Source organism: Streptomyces sp. NPDC004838 (assembly GCF_053600955.1).
In genome coordinates this window covers 164,960-189,864 of sequence record NZ_JBSGAW010000006.1, presented here as the reverse complement: position 1 = coordinate 189,864, position 24,905 = coordinate 164,960, and the positions used below count along the sequence as shown (strand labels likewise).

At 71.0% G+C, this 24,905-nt stretch carries 19 protein-coding genes; 6 read left to right on the top strand and 13 right to left on the bottom strand.

Translation table 11 applies throughout. The features are described 5' to 3' along the window. Positions 1-265 precede the first annotated feature (265 nt). Positions 266-1,630: a cytochrome P450 gene (locus ACWEFL_RS09660; RefSeq protein ID WP_451709880.1), complete on the bottom strand. Its 1,365-nt coding sequence runs from the start codon at positions 1,628-1,630 to the stop codon at positions 266-268. Positions 1,631-2,249: 619 nt separating this feature from the next. Between ACWEFL_RS09660 and ACWEFL_RS09655 the strand changes: the two genes are divergently transcribed. Next, on the top strand, positions 2,250-3,680 hold the full coding sequence (locus ACWEFL_RS09655; protein WP_451709877.1) for a cytochrome P450: 1,431 nt from the start codon (positions 2,250-2,252) through the stop codon (positions 3,678-3,680). A gap of 68 nt (positions 3,681-3,748) precedes the next feature. Here the strand turns inward: ACWEFL_RS09655 and ACWEFL_RS09650 are convergent, their stop codons facing one another. Continuing rightward, positions 3,749-4,996 (bottom strand): cytochrome P450 family protein, encoded by a 1,248-nt coding sequence (locus ACWEFL_RS09650; RefSeq protein WP_451709874.1) that lies wholly within the window; start codon positions 4,994-4,996, stop codon positions 3,749-3,751. Positions 4,997-5,217: 221 nt separating this feature from the next. Here ACWEFL_RS09650 and ACWEFL_RS09645 point away from each other — a divergent pair, with 221 nt between their 5' ends. Then, complete coding sequence (locus tag ACWEFL_RS09645; RefSeq protein ID WP_451710028.1) at positions 5,218-5,634, top strand: BlaI/MecI/CopY family transcriptional regulator; 417 nt, start codon at positions 5,218-5,220, stop codon at positions 5,632-5,634. 359 nt (positions 5,635-5,993) lie between these two features. Here ACWEFL_RS09645 and ACWEFL_RS09640 read toward each other — a convergent pair whose 3' ends face one another. From ACWEFL_RS09640 to gdhA, 7 genes are all read right to left on the bottom strand, one after another. Beyond that, complete coding sequence (locus tag ACWEFL_RS09640; protein ID WP_451709872.1) at positions 5,994-7,376, bottom strand: M6 family metalloprotease domain-containing protein; 1,383 nt, start codon at positions 7,374-7,376, stop codon at positions 5,994-5,996. A 249-nt stretch (positions 7,377-7,625) separates the two neighbouring features. Then, the gene (locus ACWEFL_RS09635; RefSeq protein ID WP_451709869.1) at positions 7,626-8,507 is read right to left on the bottom strand and encodes a universal stress protein; all 882 of its coding nucleotides are present in this window, start codon (positions 8,505-8,507) and stop codon (positions 7,626-7,628) included. A gap of 415 nt (positions 8,508-8,922) precedes the next feature. Then, positions 8,923-9,438, bottom strand: a complete 516-nt coding sequence (locus tag ACWEFL_RS09630; protein ID WP_451709867.1) for a GNAT family N-acetyltransferase — start codon at positions 9,436-9,438, stop codon at positions 8,923-8,925. 283 nt (positions 9,439-9,721) lie between these two features. After that, the gene (locus ACWEFL_RS09625) at positions 9,722-10,102 is read right to left on the bottom strand and encodes a hypothetical protein (RefSeq protein WP_451709865.1); all 381 of its coding nucleotides are present in this window, start codon (positions 10,100-10,102) and stop codon (positions 9,722-9,724) included. After that, positions 10,099-13,461 (bottom strand): tetratricopeptide repeat protein, encoded by a 3,363-nt coding sequence (locus ACWEFL_RS09620; RefSeq protein WP_451709863.1) that lies wholly within the window; start codon positions 13,459-13,461, stop codon positions 10,099-10,101. The genes ACWEFL_RS09625 and ACWEFL_RS09620 overlap by 4 nt, the downstream gene beginning before the upstream one ends. Positions 13,462-13,638: 177 nt before the next feature. After that, on the bottom strand, positions 13,639-13,950 hold the full coding sequence (locus ACWEFL_RS09615; RefSeq protein WP_451709860.1) for a GNAT family N-acetyltransferase: 312 nt from the start codon (positions 13,948-13,950) through the stop codon (positions 13,639-13,641). Between the two features lie 208 nt (positions 13,951-14,158). After that, positions 14,159-15,538: an NADP-specific glutamate dehydrogenase gene (gene gdhA / locus ACWEFL_RS09610; RefSeq protein ID WP_451709857.1), complete on the bottom strand. Its 1,380-nt coding sequence runs from the start codon at positions 15,536-15,538 to the stop codon at positions 14,159-14,161. A gap of 895 nt (positions 15,539-16,433) precedes the next feature. Between gdhA and ACWEFL_RS09605 the strand changes: the two genes are divergently transcribed. Continuing rightward, positions 16,434-17,339, top strand: coding sequence for a SigB/SigF/SigG family RNA polymerase sigma factor (locus tag ACWEFL_RS09605; RefSeq protein WP_451709854.1), 906 nt, complete (start codon positions 16,434-16,436; stop codon positions 17,337-17,339). Between the two features lie 189 nt (positions 17,340-17,528). Next, positions 17,529-17,984: a hypothetical protein gene (locus ACWEFL_RS09600; protein WP_451709852.1), complete on the top strand. Its 456-nt coding sequence runs from the start codon at positions 17,529-17,531 to the stop codon at positions 17,982-17,984. A 37-nt stretch (positions 17,985-18,021) separates the two neighbouring features. Here the strand turns inward: ACWEFL_RS09600 and ACWEFL_RS09595 are convergent, their stop codons facing one another. Next, the gene (locus ACWEFL_RS09595; RefSeq protein ID WP_451709849.1) at positions 18,022-19,677 is read right to left on the bottom strand and encodes an amidohydrolase; all 1,656 of its coding nucleotides are present in this window, start codon (positions 19,675-19,677) and stop codon (positions 18,022-18,024) included. Between the two features lie 413 nt (positions 19,678-20,090). Beyond that, complete coding sequence (locus tag ACWEFL_RS09590) at positions 20,091-21,083, bottom strand: trypsin-like serine peptidase (protein ID WP_451709847.1); 993 nt, start codon at positions 21,081-21,083, stop codon at positions 20,091-20,093. Between the two features lie 326 nt (positions 21,084-21,409). Between ACWEFL_RS09590 and ACWEFL_RS09585 the strand changes: the two genes are divergently transcribed. Together ACWEFL_RS09585 and ACWEFL_RS09580 are read left to right on the top strand one after the other, a co-directional pair. Next, a complete protein-coding gene (locus tag ACWEFL_RS09585) occupies positions 21,410-21,676 on the top strand; it encodes a hypothetical protein (RefSeq protein WP_451709844.1) in 267 nt (88 codons plus the stop codon). Between the two features lie 144 nt (positions 21,677-21,820). After that, positions 21,821-22,549 (top strand): lysophospholipid acyltransferase family protein, encoded by a 729-nt coding sequence (locus tag ACWEFL_RS09580; RefSeq protein WP_451710026.1) that lies wholly within the window; start codon positions 21,821-21,823, stop codon positions 22,547-22,549. Positions 22,550-22,577: 28 nt separating this feature from the next. Here ACWEFL_RS09580 and aztD read toward each other — a convergent pair whose 3' ends face one another. Next, positions 22,578-23,777, bottom strand: coding sequence for a zinc metallochaperone AztD (gene aztD, locus ACWEFL_RS09575; RefSeq protein WP_451709841.1), 1,200 nt, complete (start codon positions 23,775-23,777; stop codon positions 22,578-22,580). A 118-nt stretch (positions 23,778-23,895) separates the two neighbouring features. Then, complete coding sequence (aztC, locus tag ACWEFL_RS09570) at positions 23,896-24,882, bottom strand: zinc ABC transporter substrate-binding protein AztC (protein ID WP_451710024.1); 987 nt, start codon at positions 24,880-24,882, stop codon at positions 23,896-23,898. Positions 24,883-24,905: the final 23 nt, after the last annotated feature.

Below are 24,905 nucleotides of genomic sequence, written 5' to 3'. Positions count from 1 at the left end.
TCACCGGCGCCGGCGGTCCGCCGTGCGACGCGCGGGCGAGCCCCGAACATCACGGTGGGCCGCGCCCGGTCCCGGTCGGGGGCGAACCACGGTGGGGCACGAGGGCCTTCCGGCCGGCGGCGCCGGGATCCGGCGATCCGCGGCGGGCCGGGAGGCCCTCGCTCCCGTCAGGACCGCGCGACCGGGTTCCGCCCCGCCGGTCGGCCTGGACGGGACGTCCGGTCGTCACGCATGGGGCGGTCCTACGGCCGGAACGGGACCCGGATCACGCCCGGCGCGGCTGGACCACCATGGAGACGCGGTCCGCGACCGGCACCGTCGAGGGCATCTCGCTGGGCGTGTGCCCGGCGGCGGGGACCAGCCGCCACTTGGCGAGCAGCGTCACGAGGGCGATGGTCGCCTCCGTGTACGCGTAGATGTCCCCGATGCACTTGTGACTTCCCGCCCCGAACGGGATGTAGTGCTCGCGCTCCAGCCCGGCGGCCTTCTGACGCTCCGGCAGCCAGCGGTCCGGATCGAAGGCGTCGGGGTTCGCGTACAGGCGGCCGTCGCGGTGAAGGGCGTACATGCTGAACGCGATCTCGGTGCCGGTGGGCATCAGATAGCCGCCCAGTTCCACCGGTTCCGTGGCGCGGCGCATCAGCAGGGTGACGCCGTGCAGCCGGATCACCTCGTCCAGCACGCGGCGCACCGTCGGCAGGCGGGGCACGTCCTCGATGGTGACCGGCCGGTCGCCGACCACCTCGTCGATCTCCGCGATCAGCTTCTCCTCCGCCTCCGGATGACCGGCCAGATGATGGACGGCCCAGGAGATCGTGGCCGCCGTCGTCTCGACTCCGGCGTAGAGGATGATGGTCAGCTCGTCCCTGACCTCGGTGTCGGTGAGCCCTTCCCCGCTCTCGGGGTCCTGCGCGGCGAGCAGCAGGGTCAGAAGGTCCTGCCGGTCGGCGCTCCCGGAGGCACGGGAGGCCAGGATGACATCGTCGATAACCTTGCGGAGATTCGCCGACGCGATGTCGAACTCCCGGTTGGGACGCACGGGCACCCGGTCGAGGATCTTGGGGGACGCCGCCCGCAGCAGCATGTTCTTCATCAGGACTGGCAGGTTCTGATGTATCGCGTCCACCAGCGATTTGTCGACACCGGTGGAGAACAGCGTCTCCGCCAGCGTCTCCACGCCGTAGGTGGTCACCTCCTTCTGTACCTCGACCACGTCCCCCGGCTTCCAGGACTCCACCATGGCGGTCGCCTTGCGGCCCATGATCTCGGAGTACTGCGCTATTCGATCCTTGGAGAACATCGGCTGGATCAGCCGGCGGTGCTTGCGGTGGAACTCCCCGTCGGAATTGGCGAGACCGTTCCCCGCGAAGGGACGCACCCGGTCGAAGAACCGGCCCTTCTCGAAGCTGCGTGACTTCGTCGCCAAGACCTGGTAGGCGAGTTCGGCCGAGGTGACGACGTACACCGGCAGCGTGCCCAGGTCGAGCCTGACCAGATCTCCGTACGCGGGCAGGGACTTCAGGAATTCCAGAGGGTCTCGCCAGATCTTCAGGGCATGTCCGATAAGCGGCACAGCTCCCGGAACGCGGGGGATGGACTTCAGATCGGCCGACTGCAACTCAACTGCCACGAGCAATCCCTTACTTCTCGACAGTGCGCCGCACCCTTCGGTGCGGCGCACTGTACGGTCCAGTTGTCGAAGTGATCACACCACCGGAAGCCGGGCGGCGCGAGTGCGCCTGCGCTGGCCGGCAGGCGGCTGACCTCCTCGTAGGTGCCGAACGCTGCGTCAAGTGCTGTTCTTCGCCTATGAGTTCACCACCGACACGGCGAGGTGCATAGCTCCGCGTCTGGGTCGATTTCGGTGCTGAGTGAAGGCGGCGGGCAGTCGCTGTCCATCTATATGGCGATTTCCGTCCATTGGTGATGAGTCGGCTTGGGTGCCCCAAGTGCTCGTCAGGAACCGCAAGTTCCTTGCGAATCCACGTATGTGTGAGGATCGCCACGGAGATATGCTGCGGGCGCTGTGCAATCTCAGCTCCCTGTGCGAGGAGACGTCTGCCCATACCCGGACCCGTCATTCCATGACCCCTGAGAAGCCCGGCGGCGCACAGTGAACCAACGCCGCACCCCGGGCGTCCGGCACGGAGGCACTGTCGACGATCATGGGCTCGGCGGGAGGCGGGCTGATCCTTCTTCGCATCCCGGCTTCACCGCCGTCCTGTACGCCGTTGTTCCTCGGAGGCATCGTGACCACCCCGCACCCAGACTCGACCGGCTCCTCATCCGCGCCCGTACCGCCTCCGGAGTGCCCCGCGCACGCTCACGGAGGGGTCGGACCGCGGCGGGTGTACGGTCCCGAGGCCGAGGGCTCGCCGGAGACCCTGTACGAGAAGCTGCGCCGCGAACACGGCCGCGTCGCGCCCGTACTGCTTCCCGGAGACGTTCCCGCCTGGCTGGTCCTCGGTCACCGGGAGAATCTGGAGGCGATGCGTACGCCCTCGCTGTTCACCAACGACTCCCGGAACTGGAACGTGCTGAAGGAGGGGCGGCTGTCGGCCGATTCGCCCCTGCTCCCCATCACCACCTGGCAGCCGCTGCTGGTCTTCGCCGACGGGGAGGAGCACGCGCGGCTGCGCAGCGCTATCACCGACGGACTGGCGCAGTTCAACCGCCATGGAGTGCGCCGCCAGACCGTCCGCTACACGCACCGGCTGATCGACGGATTCATCGCGCGGGGCGAGGTCGATCTGGTGGCCGACTTCGCGGAGAAGCTGCCCGTCCTGGTCCTCGCCCATCTGTTCGGGATCCCCGAGGAGTACGGGATTCCGCTCGGGGCGGCCGTGCGTGACATGGTCCAGGGCACCCCGACGTCCCTGCAGAGCAACGACTACGTCATGGACACCGTGCGTGAGGTGGTGAAGCAGAAGAAGGACGAGCCCGGCAAGGACTTCATCAGCTCGCTCCTCGCGCACGAGTCGGCGCTGACCGAGGACGAGGTCTGCGAGCACCTGCGGGTCACGCTCACCTCGGCCAACGAGACCACCGTCAATCTCCTCGCCTACACCCTCCGCATGGTGCTGACGGATCCCCGATTCCGCGGCAATCTGTCCGGTGGCCAGATGACGCTGCCCGACGCGCTGGACCAGGTGCTCTGGAACCACCCGCCGCTTCTGCTGACACCGAACCGCTGGGCGACGGGCGACACGGTCCTCGGCGGACAGAAGATCCGGGCCGGGGACATGGTGATGCTGGGTCTCTCCGCCGGCAACTACGACCCGGAGATCCGCCCCGACCTCAAGGCCCCGATGCACGGCAACCGTTCGCACCTCTCCTTCGGCGGGGGACCCCACGAATGCCCCGGCACGGACATCGGGCGGGCCATCGCGGACACCAGCATCGACACCCTGCTCGCCCGGCTGCCCGATATGCAGCTCGCCGTCTCCGAGGCGGAGTTGAGCGTGACCACCTCGTGGATGTCCAGCCGTCTGGACGCCCTGCCCGTGCGATTCCCGCGGGTGACCGCCGACAGCGGCGCGGCGGCACCGATGAACGGCGTCCCGCGGACGGCTCCGGCGGCCCAGCCGCTTCCCGCCGCCGCGCCCGCCGCGCCGGCGGCGTCCGCCGCGACCGCACCCCGCAGGCCCTGGTGGCGCAGGCTCCTGGGCGGGCGGCGGTAGCCCCCTCTCGACGCCCTGCGCCGGGAACCGGACCACGACGCCCGCGCCGTGGTCCGGCCCCCCCCGCCTCAGCCGACGCGCTGAGCGGAGCCCAGGTGGACGGGCATGGCCCGGTATCCCTGGAGCGGTATGGAGACCAGCGGATCCGGTTCCCCGGCCAGCGCCAGGTTGGGATAGCGGGTGAAGAGCGCGGCCAGCGCGATCTCCGTCTCCAGCTTGGCCAGACGGGCCCCGAGGCAGTAGTGCGCTCCGTAGCCGAAGGCGAGATGGTCGCGGCGTGTGGGGCTCGTGAAGTCGAAGGTGTCGGGGGCCTGCTGCTGCCGGGTGTCGCGGCCCACCGCGAAGAGGCAGGCGAGGACCGGCTCGCCCTTGGCGATGTCGACGCCGGCGATGCTCGTGTCCCTGAGCGCGTATCTCATCAGGGCGTGCCGGATCGGCGGGGAGAAGCGGAGCCCTTCGTCGACGATGTCGCCCCACGGCCGGGCGCCCTCCGCGTCCCGTACCGCAGCCGTGGCGACGGGATCGCGCAGAATGGCGTGCACCACATTGCAGATCAGATTGGCCGTGGTCTCGTGTCCGGCGATGAGCAGCAGGAACACGGTCTCGATCAACTCCTGCTCGCTGAGCCGGTCACCGTCCTCGCGCGCCTGGATCAACGCGGTGGCGAGATCGTCGCCGGGGTTCTCGCGCTTGTCGGCGATGAGAGCCGTCAGGGAGCCGAGGATGTCCGCCACCGCCACCCGGATGTCTCCGACCGGTTCCTTCGACGCGCTGTCCTGGGACGTCACCAGGACATCGAAGGATTCGCGCAGATCCAGCACCGTGCCGTCCGGCACTCCGAGAACCTCGCAGATCACCCGTATGGGCAGCAGGAGGGCGAAGTGCTCGCGCAGATCGACCGGCCCTTCGGCTCCGGCGCGGTCCACGGCGTCCAGCAGCTCGGCGACGATCTCCTCGATCCGGGAACCGAGGGCGGTCACGGGAGCACGGCTGAAGGCGGAGGCGGCCAGCCGGCGGAGCCGCCGGTGGTCCTCTCCGCCCTGATGGAGCATGGCGGCACCGCGTATGACGGCGATCAACTCCCAGTCGTCGGGTATCCGGCCATCGGCCAGGGCCGGCCAGTACGCGGGGTCCTTGGTCAGGTCCTCATGGCCGAGGACCAGCTGGGCCGTGGCGTGGTCGGTGGCGGCCCAGGCCGGTACGCCGCCGGGCAACCGGACCGGGATCAGCGGGCCTTGTGCATGAAGCCGTCGCGCTTCTTCGACCGGGTCGGTGTTGGGATCGAGTTCGAAGAGCGGGCGATCGTAGAGGTCCATGAGAGCACTCCCGAGATGCGGCGGCGAACGGCACGGGGGGTGGCACGCGGCGAATTCTGCCGCACGAGAGGCCCGGACGATATGGGGCCGGATGCCCTTCCTCCCTGCTCCGAGCGGGCATCGACGGCCGGAGGGCCGGAGCCTTGCGGGACGAGGCGGCCAGCGTGATCAGCATCGACGCTGACTTGGGCCGATCCCGGCGTGTCCCTAGTGTGGTTCCTGTGAAAGCGCAATTAGGAGAGCTCGAAGACGCGGTCATGACACGCGTGTGGCGATTGAACCGATCCGTGACGGTCCGGGAAATCCTGGAAGAACTTCAGCAGGAACGTTCAATCGCCTACACCACGGTGATGACGGTGATGCACAAGGTATATCGGAAGGGCTGGCTCAGCAGAGAACTCGACGGCCGCGCCTACCGCTACACAGCGGTCTCCACGCGGGCCGACTACGCGGCGACGCTGATGAACGAAGCCTGGGCACGGAGCGACAGACCGGCCGCCGCGCTGGTCGCGTTCTTCGGCCGAATGTCGCAGGAGCAACGGCAGGCGCTCCACGAGGCGTTGGCCGTTATCGGCGCGGGCCACGGCGCGGGGGCCGCGGGGCACGGCACGGGGGCTCGGCCGCCGGGGGAGGCGTGAGCTGTCCGCCGCAGGTCGGACGCGGCCGTGACGGCCGGTGCCGCGTTCGGCGGCGGCCTTCCGCAACCGGCGGCGATGCCCGCCGCCGGTTCACGGCGTACGACCGGCTCCACCCGGGGGCCGACCTGTGGCGACGGCCGATCGGCCAGGCGGGCCGGGCCGTGTACGTCCGGTGCGAACGGGCTCGCGGGCACCGGCCGGCCTCGTAGCATGCCTGCTCACCGGCCTGGCGTGCCCGCGTCCCGCCGGCCTGGCGTACCCGCGTCCCGGCACGGACCGGCGGCGGTGGCACCGATCCGCGCCGTGCGGGCTCGCGGCCGCGTTCCCGGTGTTTATGGCACCTAGATCGGCCGCCCGACTCAGGAGACGGCGACCGTCGCCGTCATGGTCGCCGCCGGAGCGGAGACGTCCGTGACGGAGACACAGGTGTCCACGCCCGCATAGGACTTCGAGTTCGGAGAGGTCGAGCCCGTCAGCGAGGTGTTCCCGGTGTCGCCCGGATAGGGGTCCCCGGCGTCGCCGCGGTTGCGTGACCGCTCCAGGTCCCGTCGGCCGTCGGCCTGCACCAGCCCGACCTTGTAGCGGTTCTCGTCGGAGTTGCCCGGCCGGCTCTCGTCGATGTGCCAGATCAGGAGCCCGCCGGTCGGCAGTGAGACGTCGTATCCGGTCTTCTGCCGGTTCTCCAGAAGGAAGTACTCGGATCCGCCGGTCCCGTCCTTCCAGAGCCGGTGGACCGTGTGGGAGGTCTTCACATCCTCGAACGAGATCGGACCGCCGGAGGTCACCACGGTCGACGAGGCCCACCCCTGGCTGACCTTGCACCACGCGGAGGGGTGCACCGGGACGTCTCCGCCTCCGCCCCATGAACCACCGGCCATCAGACACCAGTCGCCGATGCCCTCCGAGGTTCCGTCGGTGTCGTACAGGTCGGGGAAGCCGAAGACCAGATGCCCCAGTTCATGCGCGCAGACGCCGATCCTGGCGTCCTCGGGGATCGTCAGATACGCGTAGATCTTCGTCTTGTCGGCGGTGTGCACGGCCGGCAGCACCCACTTGTGCGACCAGATGTCGCCCGGACTGCCGGACGCCTCGCCCCCCGAACCGGCGTGCACCACGATGAAGGCGTCGACGAAACCGTTGCCGTCGTTGTCGTACGGCGCGAAGTCCACCAGCGGGTCGCAGGCCAGCGCCGCGTCCTGGGCCATGATGTTCGCCCGTGGCGTGCCGCTCGGCCTGCCGATGCCGGAGTTGTCGTTGGCGTACCAGGCGAGAGTCCGCGGGAGGCGCAGCGGTCCGACGACCTCGCCGACGATGTCGACCAGACCGTGCGTCACCTCGCGGAAGTACTCGCGGACACTTCCGTGCGGCAGCACGCCGAGCGAGAAGAACAGCTCCTCGAAGTGCTGCCGCGACGCCGTCATCGCCTTGTCGGGGAAGTCGGCGAGGACCACGACGACCCGTACCGACCCGCGCAGGGGAGCCCGGTCGGCCGCCGCCGACGAGATGGTCTCGAACGGGGTCCCGAGCGGGAACTCGTCCGGCGGAATGATGGTGCCGTCGTCGAAACCGATCCGGCGCGGGCCGCGCGCGACGGTGAGCTGCCCGGCCAGCTCCTCGGGCCCGGACCGGATCCGGGCCAGCTGCTCGTTCAGCCGCTCGCGCAGCTCGGGACTGGGCGCGACCGCACAGAAATCGGACCAGACGGCGTGTGCCGTCCGCTGCCGCGGGACATTGCCGGACATGTGATACCCCCCGATGACGACTCAGCGCGTCTGCGGCGCTCAGTACGGTGAACTCGCTACGCATCGTAGGAATCACCGATCGGGGAGTCGACCGGAGCGCTCACACTGTCCGGTCCGTGGACATGGATACGGCACCGGGCGTCGGCCCGCTGTCCCCCGTGGGACGTACCCGAAGTCGTCCCGGGGAACAGGTGTCCGACGCCCGGTGCTCGTGAGCCCGCCCCCTCGCGCACGAGGGGGCGGCGGCGATCACTCCTGGCCGGCGCGGACCACGGCGACCGGGCAGTGCGCGTGATGCAGTACGGCCTGGCTGACCGATCCGAGCAGCAGCCCCTTGAAACCACCGCGCCCGCGCGCGCCCACCACCAGCAACTGCGCGCTCTCGCTGGCGTCGATCAGCGCCGGGCGGATCCGTTCCCGGACGAGACGCCGGTGCACGGTGACGTCCGGATACTCGTCGGTCCAGCCGGAGAGCGCCTCGGCCAGCACGCGCTCCTCCGTCTCCCGGAGCCGGTCGACGCCGTCCACGAGGTTCTGCGGATAACCCGGATCGTCGTCCCCGCGCTCGGTCCAGGTGTTCCACACATGCAGGGCCACGAGCTCGGCACCCCGCAGTGACGCCTCCGCGAACGCGAACCCGACGGCGGCGGCCGCCTCGGGGGAACCGTCGACCGCCAGGACGATGGGACCGGACGGATCGGGCGTGCCGCGGACCACGAGCACCGGACAGCGGCCGTAGGCGGCGAGATGCACGGCCGTCGAACCGACCAGCAGTCCGATGAAGCCGCCCATGCCCCGGCTGCCGACGACCATGAGCGACGCGTTGCGCGACTGGGCCTCCAGCACGGTGAGGGGGTCCCCCGTGACGAGGTCCTGGGTCACCTCGACGTCCGGAACGGTGGCGCGGGCGTGGTCCACGGCCTCCGAGAGCACCCGCTCGGCGATGTTGCGCAGCCCGCCGTCGCGCGGTCCCACCGACGAGGGACCGACCGACACATGCATCTGGGGCCAGATGAAGGCATGCACCACATGCAGTCCGCGCCCGCGCAGCCGTGCTTCCCGGGCGGCCGTCTCCACCGCGGCAAGACTCGACTGCGAGCCGTCCACTCCGACTACGACCGGACCGTTCATCAGACCACTCCCATTTCTCCGCTCGCGTGCGACGGCATCGACACCGCCGTCCCCACTCCAGGGTCGATCATGGCATCGAGAACGGCTATGGGCCGAACGGCCATGACCGGAGGGCCGAAGAGCCCTGGGTCGCTGGGCCGGGCCGTGGCGCCGGTGCGGGCGGCACTCCGGGTGACGGGCGCTGTCGAAAGAGTCACCGAGAGGCGGATTCGATGGCTCTTCGAGCGGATCCGGGAGCGTCGAGGGATGCTCCGATCGTCGGCCGGTCACGGATCCGCCGCGGCTCCGGCGGTCCGGGCGGTCCCTTCGAGCGGCCACGCCGGACCCGCTCGGACCGTCCCCGTCGGCCACGGTGTCCCCCGGACGGCACCCGCCGTCCGCCGCTCCGCGCCGACCCGCGGCGTCACGGAGACGGTCAGAGACCGAACGGCGGCGCGTAGCGGATGGTGCCCGCGGGCAGCGGGTGGTCGGCGTCGAGGGCGAGAGCCATCATGGCGTCGTCCGGAACATCCACGGGCGGGCGGATGCCGTGGTCGGAGGCGCGGCCGAAGCCGAAGCGCGGGTAATAGGAGGGTTGGCCCAGGACGGTGACAAAGTGTTCGCCCATGTCCTTCGCCGCCCCGAGCGCGGCGCGGACGGCCGCGGAGCCGGCCCCGGACCTCTGGTACCGGGGGAGTACGGCGACGGGAGCCAGACAGAGGGCCGGCGTGTCGCCGATATGACAGCGGGTCAGCAGGGCGTGTCCCACGATCGTGCCGTCCTCGTCCGTCGCGACCGTCGACAGCCCCTCGATCCACGCATCGTCGGCGCGCAGGGCGTCGACGAGGTCCGCCTCCAGCGGAGTCTCGAAGGCCGCCAGGTCGATGGCCCGTACGGCGGGGATGTCGGCGTCGGTCTCGGCGCGGGTGACCCAGTACCGGTGAGTGCTCATATCGGGAGGGGGGATCCGTTCCATGGTGGTGTCCGCGACGCCCTCGGTCCGGACCGCGTGCGAAACGTCCACCACCGTACCGCTCGTCGAGCGGCGTGATCCCCCGTGGGAAGCCGTCTGGACGGACCCCGGTCCGCGCATCACGCCCGGGGGACGAGCAGCACCGGGACGACGCCGTCCCGGCCCTGCCCTGATCCCGGCCGGCACAGCGCGCATCCGCCGCCCCGACCTGCCCGCCCCGACCTGCCCACCGGGTTCGTGCCCGTCGTGGTCGTGCGCGGCGTCAGGAGATCGTCGTGTCGTTGTCCGACACCTCGCCGTCGACGGCGTGCAGTTCGGCGGACCCCTCGCCCGCCCGGGTCGTGTTGCCGCGCACGACGCCGCGCCGCGCCGCCCGCAGCCACAGCCGTCCGGGCCGCTTCACCGTCGACGTATTGCCCGTCACCCGCCCCCCGCCCGAGGCTTCCACGCGCACGGTCGGGGTGTCCGCCCCGGCGCCGGGAGCCGTGGCCGCGCTTTTGATCGCCACGGCGACGAGCGCGCACACCAGAACGCCGAAGCCGATTCCCAGCGTCCAACTCCACTCGTCGGTGAGCAGGTTCGTCACCACTCCGACGGCCGCACCGAGCAGCACCGACGCCGCGGCGGCTCCTCTGGGATTCATGTGCCCACCTCTCCCTCGTTCCTGACGGTCATCCGGGAACGGAGCCGTCCGACCTGGGCCACGATCCGGGGATCGTGCAGTACACCGGTGTCGATCAGCCGGGCCGTGGTCCGGGCCTCGGCCAGCTGTCCCGCGTCACGCTGCGCCTCGGCGAGCGTCAGCAGAGCCTCCGCCTCCAGGACCCGGTCCCCGGACCGGCGCGCCGACGCGCAGGCGCTCTCCAGCAGCCCCAGACCGGCACCGGTGTTCCCCACGGCGGTCTGCGCGAGCCCGGACAACAGCGCGGTTCGGGCGGTCAGCCGGGCGTCGACTCCCCGCCGCGCCAGCTCATGGGCCTGTGCCGAGCGTTCGCACGCCTCTTCGTGGTGCCCGAGCCGGAGGGCCGTGTCGCCGAGGCACAACAGGGCGTCGACCCGCAGTTCATCGGCCAGTTCAAGCTCCCTGCCGATTCCGAGGGACTCCGTGGCCAGGATCCTGGCGCGCTCCCAGTCCCCGTCCAGCCAGGCGGCGCTCGCCAGCCCGAGGATGGCGCGGACCTTCTGCTCGGGACCGCACTCCGCGCTCAGCTCAAGCATGTTCCGATACGCCTCTTCCGCCGCCCCGGCGCGGCCGCGTTCAAGGGCGATCGACCCCAGCCAGGACCATGCGTCGATCCGGCCCATCACATATCCGCCGTCGCCGCAGCGGTCGATCGCCGCCCGGAGCAGCAGCTCCGCCTCGTCCAGTTCGCCTCGCAGGGCGGCGACCCGGCCCTGACCGACCAGCCCCAGAACCTCCCCGGCGAGATATCCGGCCCTCACAGCGAACGTCGTCGCGCCTTCATAGGCGTCCTGTGCCCGGCTCACCTCGCCCTGCTCTCTCCACAGGTGTCCCAGGACGTTCCAGACGTCCGACTGCCAGCCGGGGCTGCCGGTCGCCTCGAAGAGCTTCAGCGAGCGCAGATAGTCGCGTTCGGCCTCATCGAGCCGGCCGGCCGCACGGGCCGTATGGCCGAGCCCGTACCACGCCTCGGCGACGCACTCGGTGTCGCCGGAACTCTTCGCCGCGCCCAGCGCCTCGCCGTACGCCCGCTCCGCCTCCTGCCAGCGGCCGAGATCGGACGTGACGCGGCCGAGGCCGCACAGGGCCGACGCCCGCCCCCGCCGGTCCCCGACCCGCTCGTACAGCTCAAGAGCCCGTGTCAGCGGCTCCTCGGCCTCCGCGGGAGCGCTCCGCTCACGCAGGGTGTTCCCTACGGCACGCCACGCCTCCGCCTCACCGTGCGCGTCCCCGACGGCGGTGGACAGAGCGAGGGCCGTACGGTGCGCGTCGAGCGCCGTGTCGAACTCGCCCTCGTCGAAGGCCGTGTAACCCAGCCCGTTCCACGCCTCCGCCTGGAGTTCGGCGTCCCGCGCCTCGACGCCCAGGTCCAGAGCCTTGCGATAGCACTCCCGCGCCGCGGCGACCTCGCCGTTCCCGTGCTCGGTGCGCGCGAGGCCGCACCAGGCCGCGGCCTCCACATCGGGCCGGCCCAGGGATGCGACCAGCTCCAGGGCCCGTCGATGGGCCAGAACGGCCTCCGCCGTCGATCCCGTGTCCAGACTCACGCGCCCGAGTCCGTTCCAGGCGATCGCCCGATCGACCGGATCGCCGGCCCGCGCCGCCGGCGAGAGCAGCCGCCGATACGTCTCCTCGGCCAGCGACAGGTCTCCGGCGTACTCGGCCGTTCTCGCCAGATCCGCCAGCGGCGACGGCTCTCCCGCGGCGGTCGCCCCGTCCGCGATCTCGGCGTAGAGCGTCGCGGCCTCTCCGTAGAACCGGAGGGCGTCGGCCGTGCGGGCCATCGGAAGCAGCAGCGCCCTACGGGCGGCCGCGCCCTCGCCGTCACCAACGCGTTCGCCGATCAGGAGCAGGGCGCGGCCGAGGTGGCTGTGCGCACGGCCGTACCGCTGCTGGCGCCAGGCGATGAGCCCGGAGATCTCCGAGGCCGTCGCCGCCACCTCCGGCAACGACGCCGAAACAGCGGACACGGTCTCGTCCGAGAGCGCGACCTCGGTGTACCGCAGCGCCACGTCCCACCGCTCCGCCTCGTACGCGGTGCGCAGTCCGGCCCGCCACCGGTCCGCGGTCGACCCGTCCCCGACCGCGAACCGGTGATAGCACTCCTCCAGCAGCATCCCCGCCCGCTCGTAGTACTCGGCGGCCCGCCGGTGGGCCGCCACCAGACCAGCGGGGTCGGACTCCGCGAGCGAGGCCAGCAGGGCCATGCGCAGCAGCGGATGGAGGACGAACCGGGAGCCGCCCCGCAGGCGCCGGTACCGGCGGACGAAGGAGTACTCCAGCAGACGGCGCTCCCAGCCGCGCGGGAGCTCGGCCGAGTCGGCGACCGCTCGCACCGCACCGGTCCTCACATCCCTGAGCACCGCCGCGGCCCGCAGGATCTCGCGGTAGGCGTCCGGCAGGCGCGACTCGAACTCCCGAGGCAGCCACTGCTCCACAGGAGCCGTGCGAGCCCGCTCCAGAACCCATTCGGCGGTCACCGGGGACGACGCGCCTCGGCGGGACGCCTCGTCCGCCACGGCCGCCACCCAGACGGGCACGCCCCGGCAGGAGCGGTGCACCGCCTCGGCCACCTCGGGCGTGCCGAGACCGCACGACTCCAGGAAGGCGGAGGTCTCGCGCGCGTGCCATGCGTGCAGCACGACCTCGGTGGACGGAGCGCGGTCGACGGGCAGTTCCTCACCGGACGCCAGCGCGAAGCGCAGATGCGGTGCGGCGTCCAGGAGAGCGGGCAGTACGTCGTCGGTGAACCAGGTCGCGGCGTCGGCACCGCGCGAGCGGTCCTCGGCCACGGGAGTCTCCCGGAACCGCAGCCATTCACACCCGTCGACCATCACCAGACGCGTACGCCGCCGGGTGCGCCGCGCGATCCGGAGCAGCGCCGCCGCCAGCGCGTCCGGGGCCACCGGTTCCCGCCCGGCGTTCACCGTCGTCACATTGTGGGACACCGATCCGCCGCGGCTCGCGCGTAGGACGACGTTCACCCTGGTCCCGGACCGGCCCCGGCCGAGTGCCCGGCGGTACCGCCACAGACGCCACGCCCCGAAACGGCTGCCCGACGCCAGCGCCTGCGCGAGGGCGCCGGACAGATGCTCGGCGAGCTCGCCCACCGGATGCCTGCGGACGATCTCGTCCAGATCGATCAGGTGAACGGGACAGGACGCGGTGGATCTCGTCTGCCGCAGCAGCAGGGACTTCCCGAGCCCGGTCACGCCACGGACGACCACCACGGGACGTTCCGCGTCGGGCCGCTGGAGGGCGCGGAGCGCCTCCTCGGGGCCGGGCCGGCCGATGTACCGCCCCACCTGCTCATAGACCACCCGACACCCCCGTCGTTCCCGTGCGCGGGCCGGTCCCCGCCATCCGGGCGTGAGGTGGTGGTACCCACGACTCGGCGGATTACCACCTGGAGGTGACGGCCGGGGCGGCGGAATCCCGGAAGGGGCGAGGCGGGCCGGGCGTCCCGCGCGGAGAGCGGCGCGGCGGGACGCGCCCGCTCAGTCCGTGACCTTGCTGGAGGGGCGGTAGCGCAGGTCCTCGTACTCGGGATGACGGTCCAGCCAGCCGGAGATGAAAGGACACACCGGAAGGACCTTGAGCCCCTCGGCCCTGGCCAGTTCGAGTCCGGCCCTGGCGAGTGCGGAACCCACGCCCTTGCCCTCGAACTCCCGGAAGACCTCGGTGTGCACGAAGGCGATCAGCTCATGAGTGCGGATGTAGTCCGCCTTCCCGGCGAGGTCCGATCCCACCATGGCCTGGAGCTGTTTGGCCTCGGGGACGTCCTGCACGGACACGTCTGTGTTCTCCATGGGGCTCATGATCTCATCCGAACGGCCGGGGCGCGGCGGAGGAAGCCGCCGCACCCCGGCCGGGCAAGCGTCCCGCGCCCCGGAGCCGAGGAACCCGCCGGAACGCGAAGCCCGGAACGCGAAGCACGGAGCGCGCACGGAGCGCGCGATCACGGACCGTGCGACGACGGACTGCGCGATCACGGACCGCTCGATGACGGGAGGGGCGTCAGATCACGCCCTGCGCCAGCATCGCCTCCGCGACCGTCTCGAACCCCGCGATGTTCGCGCCGACGACGTAGTTCCCCGGCTGCCCGTACCGCTCGGCCGTGTCGTGGCACGAGTCGTGGATATGACGCATGATCTCGGCCAGCCGGTCCTCGGTGTGCTCGAAGGTCCACGAGTCACGGGAAGCGTTCTGCTGCATCTCCAGCGCGCTCGTCGCGACCCCGCCCGCGTTCGCCGCCTTGCCGGGGCCGAAGGCGACGCCGGCCTTCTGCAGAACCCGGAGCGCCTCCGGAGTGGTGGGCATGTTCGCGCCCTCCGCGACCGCCTTGACCCCGCCGCGTACCAGCGCGAGGGCGTCGTCCTCGTCCAGCTCGTTCTGCGTCGCGCACGGCAGGGCGACATCGCAGGGCACCTGCCAGACGCCGGACCCGGCGACGAACCGGGCGGCCGAGCCGCGCCGCTCGGCGTAGTCGGCCACCCTGCCGCGTTCCACGTTCTTGATCTGCTTGAGCAGCTCCAGGTCGATGCCCTTCTCGTCCACGACATAGCCGTCGGAGTCCGAGCAGGTGACCACGGTGGCGCCGAGCTGCTGTGCCTTCTCGATGGCGTAGACGGCGACGTTGCCCGAGCCGGACACCGTGACGCGCTGTCCGTCGAAGTCCTGCCCGAGGGTCCGCAGCATCTCGCCGGTGAACAGCACACAGCCGTATCCGGTGGCCTCGGTACGGGCCTGCGCACCGCCCCAGGTGAGGCCCTTGCCGGTGAGGACCCCCGACTCGTAGCGGTTGGTGATCCGCTTGTACTGGCCGAACATGTAGCCGAGCTCCCGCTGGCCCACGCCGATGTCGCCGGCCGGGACGTCGGTGTACTCGCCCAGATGCCGGTACAGCTCGGTCATGAACGACTGGCAGAACCGCATGATCTCGCCGTTCGAGCGGCCCTTGGGGTCGAAGTCGCTGCCACCCTTGCCGCCGCCGATGGGCATGCCGGTGAGGGAGTTCTTGAAGATCTGCTCGAAGCCGAGGAACTTCACGATGCCCACGTTCACCGAGGGGTGGAAGCGCAGACCGCCCTTGAAGGGGCCGAGCGCGCTGTTGAACTCCACCCGGAAACCGCGGTTGACGTGGATCTCGCCGGAGTCGTCGACCCACGGCACCCGGAAGATCAGCTGCCGCTCAGGCTCGCAGATCCGCTCGATGATCTTGGCGTCGACGAACTCGGGCCGCCGTGCGAACACGGGCCCCAGGCTCTCCAGGACCTCCCGCACGGCCTGATGGAACTCGGCCTCTCCGGGGTTGCGACGCAGGACCTCCGCGTACAGCGGTTCGAGTACGCGGCTCTCCGAACCGTTCAACGGTTCGGCGGACGTCGCGGAAGACATGGGAGATGGCACCATCGGTGATCGGGCTCCTTGCACTTCGGGAACGGACAGCCGGAGCTGCGCGGCGCTGACCGGTCGCCCTTGACCGGCCCCGCCCGCCGCCCGAATAAATGGACGGCACAGTGCGGCTTTCCCAAGAAATACGGATGTGCACCGCAACGATACTCGTAGGTTCCGGTGTCCCCGCAGCCGGGAGGTGGCGGAAAGCGGCGGTCGGTCCCCTCGGGCGGGTCGCCGAGGCCGCGCCACCGGCCAGGACGGCAGGCTGCTGACCTGCTCGAATGGCGTGAGGCACCCGTTCGGCACCCGTCCGGCGGACATTCTCGCCGGTGACTTCGCATCACGGCCATGGCCGGAACAGTCGCCGGGCCCCAAGGCCGGAATGATCACCTCCTGATGCGGTCGCCCGGCTCCTTGTACGACGGGCCGGTCCCGAGCCCGCCCGAGCGGGCAGGGGGCCTCCCCGCGTCGACGGGGACCGGTCTCTTCACTCCCGGCGTTCCTCGTCTCACTCCCGGCGTTCCCCGTCATGTGATGTTCGCCACCATGGGACGGCCGCCGGGTCCGGCGACGGCCGGCGATGGACTCCCTGTGTCGCGTGCCTCCGGGCCGAGGGACGCGAGGCCATCCGCACCGAGGGCCGTGCCGCACCGAGGCTGCCGGGATCCACGGGCTTCGTCATCGGCCCGCGGCGGCCCCGGACCCGGCCGACGCCTTCGGGACGCGGCCCGGCAGGACACAGAGGTACGGCGGGCGGGCCCGGGAGGGCTCCGGCGGCGGGCCGTGGCGGCGGGAGCGTGCCCCTGAGACACATCTCTTCCGTCACGCGGGTGTGAGCGTGCCGAAGCGGGGCAGACGCACTGTCACCACTGAGCCGTCGTAGTGAGGATCCGTCATGCCGAGCGCCACGTCTGCCGCGTACACCGTCGACCGGGCCGAGCCGGTGCGCACGGTGAGAGACGGCCGGACGCCGGTGGAGGGCCTGCCCTGGGTGGAGGACGCGGGGAAGGTCGCTCCGGCCGACGCGAAGGGGCTGTCGAGGGTGTTCTTCGACCGGCTCCGCACGTTGGAGGAAGGCACCTCCGAGCACCAGTACGCCCGGAACACGCTGATCGAGATGAATCTCTCGCTGGTCCGGTTCGCCGCCCGACGGTTCCGCAACCGCGGGAGCGGGGAGATGGAGGACATCGTCCAGGTCGGCACGATCGGGCTGATCAAGGCCATCGACCGGTTCGACCTCAGCCGTGAGGTCGAGTTCACCTCCTTCGCCGTTCCGTACATCGTGGGCGAGATCAAGCGGTTCTTCCGCGACACCAGTTGGGCGGTGCACGTCCCGCGCCGGCTCCAGGAACTGCGCACGGAACTCGCCAAGGCGAGGGACGAACTCGCCGGTGTGCTGGATCGCGACCCGACCGTGGCGGAGCTGGCCGGCCTGCTCGGACTGAGCGAGGAGGAGGTCGTGGAGGGCATGGTCGCCGCCAACGGCTACACGGCGGGCTCCCTGGACACTCCGCCTGCGGACGTCGAAGACGCCCCCGCCGTGGCGGGCACGGGCCGTGCGTACGCGGAGACGCTCGGGGGCGTCGACCCGGCCATGGAGCTGATGGAGGACCTCCACGCCCTCGCGCCCCTGCTGGAGCGGCTCGACGACCGGGAACGGCTGCTGCTGGAGATGAGGTTCGGCCTGGAGATGACCCAGTCCCAGATCGGCGGGCGTCTCGGCATCTCCCAGATGCATGTCTCCCGGCTCCTGACCCGCACTCTCACCAACCTCCGCGACGGACTGCTCACCGAGAACTGATCTGCGATCGCGCTCGCCCCGGCGGATCGCGCTCGCCCCGGCCGGTCCGCCGACCGGGCCGATGGGCCGTACCGGTCGACTCCGTACCGGTCGACTCCGTACCGGTCGACTCCGTGCCGGTCGGCTCGGTCACTCGGGACCTGTCCGGAAAAGAGCTGTGTGCGGGCCGAGTTGTTGCCAGGATGAGGCATGGACCTGCACCACTTCGATCCCGCCCGGCTCTCGCTCGTCCCACCGCCACCGGCCGACACGCCGGCGACGGGCGTTTCACAGGCCCCGCTGCCCGAGGGGTTCGACTACTACGCCGGGGCCGGTGAGGTGGCCCGAAGCCTCCAGGAGGCGGGACTGACCCCCTACCCGGAGGAACGGCGGGGGAGTTGGGCGGACGCGTTCTGCACGGTGGAAGCCATCCATCCGGACGCCTGGCCCGACGGCGCTCTGCTCTGCGTCGAAGTCGTCTGTCAGCCGCCGCGCGAGTACCGCGGACTCTCCGCCGACCAGGACCCGCCCGGCGCCGCCGCGTACCGGCGCGAGCAGCTCACCCGGGTCACGGAGACCCTGCGGGGCCTCGGATACGGGGTGGAGGTCATCGAACGCGACGGTATGCCCGGTCGGCAGAGCCTGCGTGTGCGCCGGCCCGGATAGCCGGGCGGGCCGGCGGCGCGGGCCGGCGTCCGGCCGCTCAGGCGGGCGCGTCCTCCACGGGCCGTGGGTGGACGGTCCTGCCCTCCTTGATCGTCTCGATGATCCTGACCGCGCCGATCTCGTCGGGGGCGACCGTCAGCGGATTGTGGCTGAGGATCACGAAGTCGGCGAGTTTCCCGACCTCGATCGACCCCTTCCGGTCTTCCTCGAAGTACTGGTGGGCCGCGTGCAGGGTGGTGGCCCTGACCGCGTCCAGCGGGCTGACCCGCTGGTCCTCACCCAGCACCCTTCCGCTCCGGGTCACCCGTCTCACCTGGCTCGACAGAACCGCCGGCGAACTGGGCAGCGCCACCGGGGCGTCATGGTGAGAGGTGTAGATCATGCCGCGCGCCAGCGCGGACGCGGCCGGTGAGATCCGCTGCGCACGCTCGGGCCCGAACACGGTGTCGGTGTACCAGTCGCCCCAGTAGTAGGTGTGCATCGAGAAGAACGAGGGGATGACGCCCAGCTCCCGCATGGTGTCGAGCTGGTCCTCCCGTGCGGTCTGGGCGTGGATCGCTACCGGCCGCCGGTCGTTCTGTCCGTGCTCCGCGGTCGCCCGGTCCACGGCGGTGAGGAACTGGTCGATGGCCGCGTCGCCGTTCGTGTGCGCGAGGACCTGCCAGGACCGGGCGTACGCCTGGGACACCGTCTCCCGCACATCGGCGTCGGGCAGCGCCGGATACCCGCGGTACCCCTCGCCCTGACCCTCCGGCGGAGTGAGATAGGGCTCCGTGAGCCATGCGGTACGGCCTTGGGGCGACCCGTCCAGACCCAGCTTCACACCGCCGATCCGCAGCCTGTCCCGGTACTCCCGCCCGGACACCCGCTCGTCCCTCTCGTCGAGCAGTGAGGTGAGCGAGGAATCCACATAGGCCACGACGTCGAGGTCGAGCAGTCCCCGCTCCGCCGCCTTCTCCAGGATCTCCAGATCCTGGACGGACATGAGCCGCCCGTCCTGGACGGTCGTGTACCCGAACGAGGCCATCGCCCGCTGACCCAGCAGGACGAGCCTGATCCGCTCCTCCTCGTCGAACCCGGCGCTGCACAGACTCCAGGCGGGGAAGAACGCCATCTCCTCCAGAACACCGTTCGGCTCATTCGATCCGGGCCGCCGGCGGATCACCCCGCCCGCGGGGTCGGGCGTGTCCGCGTCGTAGCCCAGCAGTTCGAGACCCTTGCTGTTGACCGCCCCCAGATGACTGGACTGATGGATCACCAGCACCGGCCGGTCCCGTGACACCTCGTCCAGATCGTCGCGCGTGGGATGCGCGGAGCCCTTCAGCCGGGCGTCGTCGTATCCGAACCCGACGATCCACTCCCAGCGCCGACCGGCCTCGCCGTCGACCCACTCGACGAGCCGTGTCCTCAACGCCGGCAGGTCGTCGACCGTCCCGTCGGGAGCCGGCAGCAGATTCGCCGCCGCCGCCTGGAACCCGACCAGCGACAGATGACTGTGCGCGTCGACGAATCCCGGAAGCAGCGCGCGCCCCCGCAGATCCACCATCCGGGTCCCGGCGCCGGCCAGTTCCCGCACCTGGGCCAGGGGACCGACGGCGGTGATCCGGCCGTCCTCGACCGCTACCGCCTCGGCGGTGGGCCGACCGTCGGCGACGGTGACGATGTCACCGCCGAAGTAGACGGCGTCAACCATCGAACCTCCTTGAACTCTCTCCATCCCGGCCTCACACCTCGGAAGCGGCCGCACCCCCTGCGGCGTGGTCGTGGCCGGTCGCCGTACCAGCGGTACGTCTGCGTCCGGAGTCCCGCCCCCCCGCCGACGGAACAAGTGGGGGCGAGGGTCATGACCGACCCGGCCCGTGTGAGGTGATGTGACCATAGGCAGAAGGGATGACGATCCGGCCGGTCCCGCCCGGCACTGTCACCCGATTGGCCTCCGCCCCGCCCGGCGCGGGACAGTTCGCTTCATCGGGCCCCGACACCGCCCCGGCCGGCGGGGACGCGCCCGGGACCTCGTACCGCGCGAACCGCCGGTGCGGGCGGCGTCCACCGCCGCCCGCACCGGGTACCGTTCGCTGCCGTCCGGGGCGTCGGACGGTACGTCGGCTACGGCTCGACCGCGCGGGCGTGGTTGATCAGCGCCGGGAAGGCGTTGCCGCCGCCCGCGGCGTTGGGTCCGCCGGCTCCGCCCCAGTTCTCCGAGCTCTGGTCCGCGACCACGCGCGGCCAGTTCTCGCCGGGCCACCATCCGAAGTACGGACCACCGGACTGCCCGTCCGCGGTGTCGTTGCGGTGCATGATCCGGAACGAGTTGCGCCCGCTGGTGTTCTCGCTGATCGTGCTGTCCATGACCCCGTCTCCGTGGAAGACGGGCCGGACACCGGCACCGATGTCGAACGGATATCCGACGTGGCTCCAGGCCGTGAGCCCGTTCCAGTTCGACGAGTAGGCGCGGGAACCCATATAGCCGACCGTGTCGCCTATACGCGCGTTCAGGACACAGACGACGTAGTCGAACGCGGCCTCGTTGGAGGAGATGGCGTTCGCGTCCAATACCCGCAGCCAGAAGTAGACCCGCGTCACGGTGGTGGTGCCGAACGGTTCGCTCGTGTCGAACTGCATGGGGGTGAACGTCATCCAGTCGGTGCCGCCGCCCGTGAGCCAGGGCACCACATGGCTCGCCGTCACCATGTGACGGGGGCCCACCATGACACCCGACGCCGAGCCCGCCGGCGTCACCACCCGGCCGCAGGTGCTCCAGGGGAAGGAGGTGTCGTAGAACTGGTACCGCGTGTCGGGCGGGAAGACGGTGGTCGGTTCGCCGAGATCGTCCTCCTGGCCGGCGGGCCGGCGCCAGCGCGGACGCCGCACTAACTCCTCGGGAACGGGCTGGGGAACCGGGCTCAACGGCACGCCCTCCGGGCGGAAGCCGTCGACGTCGAGCGGTACTTCGGCCGCGAGCGCGGCCACGTCGGATTCTGTCACCTGGACGGCTTCGGGCCGTGGCGGGAAGGCGTGAGCCGGGGCGAGCCCGGCGGCCGCGGCGGGCCGGGCCGGGATGCGGGCCTCCCATTCGGAGGGAGGGATCGGAGCGGACAAGGCCACCTCCTGGAACGGCGAACACTTGACCGTGGAATGCCCGCGGATCCCTTTCGGCTACCTCTGACGGACATGTATCGAAAGAGTGAATTTCATCCGACATGATCAGAGAAAGAGTGATCTCGTCCTACTGGGAGGCACTCCGAGTGCGCCTCCGCATGGCCCGGAGCGTGCTCGCGGCCGTACCGGTCGCGATCTGTGGACCGGGGCCTACGCATGTGTGCGTACCGACTCCACCGCCTCGTGGCGGACGCCCCCTGCGCCGGACGGCGTCCGGGTGCCGTACCGGCGTTCGTATGTCAGTGGGGCCTGCGACGCTGGAACGTATGGACGAGCTGATGCGCGGCCGGGTCTACGGAACCGACCACGACGACCCGAACCCCGGCCCGAGGCCGGGACACGTGTACCGGGAGTTGGTGGCCGGTCCGCTGGACGGGCTGCTGCTGGACGTGACCGGCTGGACGGACGGGCAACTGTCCGAGAGCGCCGTACTCACCACGGAGATCGGCAGGTTCGGGCACGGCGGCCACGCGGTGTACGGGCCCCGGCCCGCGGACCCTCGGCGCTGGGACTGGCAGGGAGACGTCCCCTGACCGCGCGGGCACACCCGGCCGGCGCGGGCGGCGGTGCCCGCGCGGGCGATCACCCGTGTCCCGGTGAGTACGCGTACTCAGGCTTCGGCGGCGACGGCGCGGCAGACTGCGGACAGCTCACCACACGGACGGGACACCACCACCATGCTCAGCGCCGCCGCCCACCGCCTCTACCCCCTGTTCGGCACGATCACGGTCACACGGGACCCCGGCGCGGCCATCCCCGCGGGCGCCATCCTCGCCGCCAACCACACCTCGCTCGCCGATCCGGGTCTGGTGCTCGCGGCGCTCCACCGCATCGGAGTCCGGCCGGTCGTGCTCGCGACAGCCGGACTGTGGAGGTTCCCGCTGCTGGGCCGGGCGCTCACCCGCGAGGGACACATACCCGTCCACCGCGGCACCGGCCGGGCCGCCGACGCCCTCCGGCCCGCCGCCGAGGCGCTGAAGGAGGGGCGCGCCGTCCTCATCTACGCCGAGGGCGGGCTGCCCGACCGGCAGGACGCGGGCGAACGGGAACCGGGCCCCTTCCGCAGAGGGATCGCCGAACTCGCCCTCAGCACCGGCGCGCCCGTGGTGCCTCTGGGGCAGACCGGAGCCCGGCGACTCTCTTCCGGATCCTCGGCCAAGCAGATCGCGGGTCTGCTCACCGCCCCGCTGCGCAGGCCCGCCCTGCACGTCCACGTCGGCCGGCCGATCCACCTGCACGGCGATCCCGACACCGCGGCCGACCGGGCCCGCATGGCCGTCACGGAGGCATGGCGGACCGCGCTGGACCGGTCCGCGGGCCCGGCCCGGCGCTCGGACCACCGCGGCCGGACCGGCGCCGGACACCCGTACTCCGGCACCCGCGAGACACAGGGCACCCGCTGCTGACGGACCGTCCAGGAGACGGGACGGCCCGTCAGCCGGACGCGGCGGTGACTCCGCTGATTTCGTTGGGCGTCCCCGACAGGGTGGCCGAGGCGAGCCGCTTCCCGGATTCGATGTCGATGGCGTGCACCTTCCGTGTGGACGGATCGGACACATACGCCGTGTGGCCGCGGACGAAGATCGCCGGGCGGGGCTGCTGCCAGTCGAGCGGCTCCTGCCAGGCATCGAGGACCGGGACGGACCGGGTCACCTTCCCGGCCTTCATGTCGATGACATGGATTCTCCCGTCGGTGCCGAGCACGAGTCCCTCACCGTGCGGGCCGCGTGCCAGGGAGCGGAACGTGTAGCTGGTGCCCAGGTCGACGAGGCGCAGACTTCCGGTCTCCGTGTCGATCAGGGAGACCTGCTCGGGCCGTTCGCGTTCGGCGTCGGGGTCCTTCTTGTAGTCGCCGAGCACGATGGGGGAGTGGCCGGTTCCGGCCTGGTTGCCGATCCTGCCGTACGGGTGCGGGCTCGACACCTTGGAGATGACACCGTCCTTGTAGATCAGGACTCCGTTCTCGCAGCCGACGACGACGGCCTCGTTCCGTGCGGTCGCCTCTCCGTGGACGCCGGGGCACTGCTCGTTCCGGGCGATCTGCTTGCGGTCCTCGTCGAGGACTTCGATCCCGACGCGTTTGTCCTCGGTGCCGAGGGTGCTGACGAGCCGGCCGTCCCCGAGTTCGATGGCGACTCCGTGGTGCGGAGCCGCGGAGGTGTAGCCGGTGGTCTTCGGCTTCCCGGCGCGGAGGTCCTTCGGATCGAGGATCGTGACCTCCCCGGTGCCGTCGGTGAAGAGAACCGTTTTCCCCGCGTGGTGCACGACATGGCCGGGCTTCACGCCTTTGAACTCGACGCCGGTGAACGTGCCGCCGACCGCGTCCAGGACGCGGAATCCGGCCGCGGTCGAGACGAACACATGGCGGTCGTCACCGGCCGGATTGATCCGGTTGAAGCCGGCCAGCGGGATGTCCTCGACGACTTTCAGCGTCCGGCCGTCCAGGATGTGGAGACCGCCCTCATGGGTGGTGACGATCGGGTCCGCGGTGCCGGAGGAGGGCGCTCCGGATGCTCCGGCGTTCTCCTTGACCGAGGCGTCCTCCGTATCTCCGCCGCAGGCCGTGAGCGCGGCGGAGACGGCCACGAGCGCGGCGATTCCCCTACTGACGCGGGGACGTATCGGATGGTGCATTGCGGTGTCCTCTCTCTTTTTTTTCTGGCTGCCGTGCCCCGAGGGCCGGCAGGATGGTGAAGGTTCGTGGGGGTCCGACCGGGGAGCCGTGAGTGCGCTCCCGGAGCCGCGCGGGCGCTCAGGAGCCGTTGGCCAGCCCGTCGGTGATGGACCGTGTGTTGGCACGCATCATGTCGAGATACGTGCCGGCTCCCTTGCCCTGCGCCGTGAGGGACTCGGTGAACAGCGGGATCACCTTCACGTCCACCCGTGTCTCCGTCTTGAGGACCTGGGCCAGACGGTCCGGCTGGGAGGAGTCGGCGAAGACCGCCTTCACTCCCGCCTCGTCGATCCTGGCCGCCAGGTCCTTGAGGTCCGCGGCGCTCGGCGACGCCAGCGTGCTGCCGCTGGGAATGACGGCGCCGATGATACGGAAGCCGAATCGCCGGGCCAGATAGCCGAAGACGTGATGGTTGGTCACCAGGCTCCGCTCCCGTTCGGGTATGCGGTCGAAACGCTGCCGCATCCAGACCGTGAGACTCCCGACCTGTTCCCCGTAGTCGGCGGCGGCGGTCCGGATCGCCCGGGGGTCGACTCCCTCGACGTGCCGCACGATCCGTTCGGCGATCAGACCGGTCGCCTTGCGCACCCGTTCCGGATCCGTCCAGAAGTGCGGGTCCGGCCGACCCGCCATGTCGTCCGACGCGTAGGGGATCGGATCCACCGCGTCGCCGACGGCGAAGACCGCGACACCCGACGCCCGCGCGGCCTCCACATGGCGGAGGACGTTCTCCTCCAGGCCGAGCCCGTTGTGGACGACCAGGTCGGCCTGTTCGAGCCGGGCCGCCTGCGGGGCCGATATGCCGAAGGAGTGCGGATCGGCGTCGGCCGGCATGAGGACGGTGACATCCGCCTCGCCCCTGACGATGTTGCGGGTGATGTCCCCGAGGATGTTCGTCGTCACGACCACGCTGGGCCGGTCACCGCCCTCGGCCGAACAGCCGGTGAGGGACGTCGACACGGCACCGGCCAAGGCCGCGAGGACCACGGCCGACAGGACGCGGCGGCGCGTGGCGGACCCGGCTCCCGTAGCCGTGGATGAGGATGCCGTCGTGGATGTCGACATGGCGGTCGGTTCGGTGGTCGTCC

Coding starts and splice junctions, on each gene's coding strand:
- ACWEFL_RS09630 (WP_451709867.1), bottom strand. CDS start 9,438: ATGAGCACTCACCGGTACTGGGTCACCCGCGCCGAGACCGACGCCGAC.
- ACWEFL_RS09625 (WP_451709865.1), bottom strand. CDS start 10,102: ATGAATCCCAGAGGAGCCGCCGCGGCGTCGGTGCTGCTCGGTGCGGCC.
- ACWEFL_RS09615 (WP_451709860.1), bottom strand. CDS start 13,950: ATGGAGAACACAGACGTGTCCGTGCAGGACGTCCCCGAGGCCAAACAG.
- ACWEFL_RS09635 (WP_451709869.1), bottom strand. CDS start 8,507: ATGAACGGTCCGGTCGTAGTCGGAGTGGACGGCTCGCAGTCGAGTCTT.
- ACWEFL_RS09595 (WP_451709849.1), bottom strand. CDS start 19,677: ATGGTTGACGCCGTCTACTTCGGCGGTGACATCGTCACCGTCGCCGAC.
- ACWEFL_RS09640 (WP_451709872.1), bottom strand. CDS start 7,376: ATGTCCGGCAATGTCCCGCGGCAGCGGACGGCACACGCCGTCTGGTCC.
- ACWEFL_RS09600 (WP_451709852.1), top strand. CDS start 17,529: ATGGACCTGCACCACTTCGATCCCGCCCGGCTCTCGCTCGTCCCACCG.
- ACWEFL_RS09580 (WP_451710026.1), top strand. CDS start 21,821: ATGCTCAGCGCCGCCGCCCACCGCCTCTACCCCCTGTTCGGCACGATC.
- gdhA (WP_451709857.1), bottom strand. CDS start 15,538: ATGTCTTCCGCGACGTCCGCCGAACCGTTGAACGGTTCGGAGAGCCGC.
- ACWEFL_RS09605 (WP_451709854.1), top strand. CDS start 16,434: ATGCCGAGCGCCACGTCTGCCGCGTACACCGTCGACCGGGCCGAGCCG.
- aztD (WP_451709841.1), bottom strand. CDS start 23,777: ATGCACCATCCGATACGTCCCCGCGTCAGTAGGGGAATCGCCGCGCTC.
- ACWEFL_RS09585 (WP_451709844.1), top strand. CDS start 21,410: ATGGACGAGCTGATGCGCGGCCGGGTCTACGGAACCGACCACGACGAC.
- ACWEFL_RS09650 (WP_451709874.1), bottom strand. CDS start 4,996: ATGGACCTCTACGATCGCCCGCTCTTCGAACTCGATCCCAACACCGAC.
- aztC (WP_451710024.1), bottom strand. CDS start 24,882: ATGTCGACATCCACGACGGCATCCTCATCCACGGCTACGGGAGCCGGG.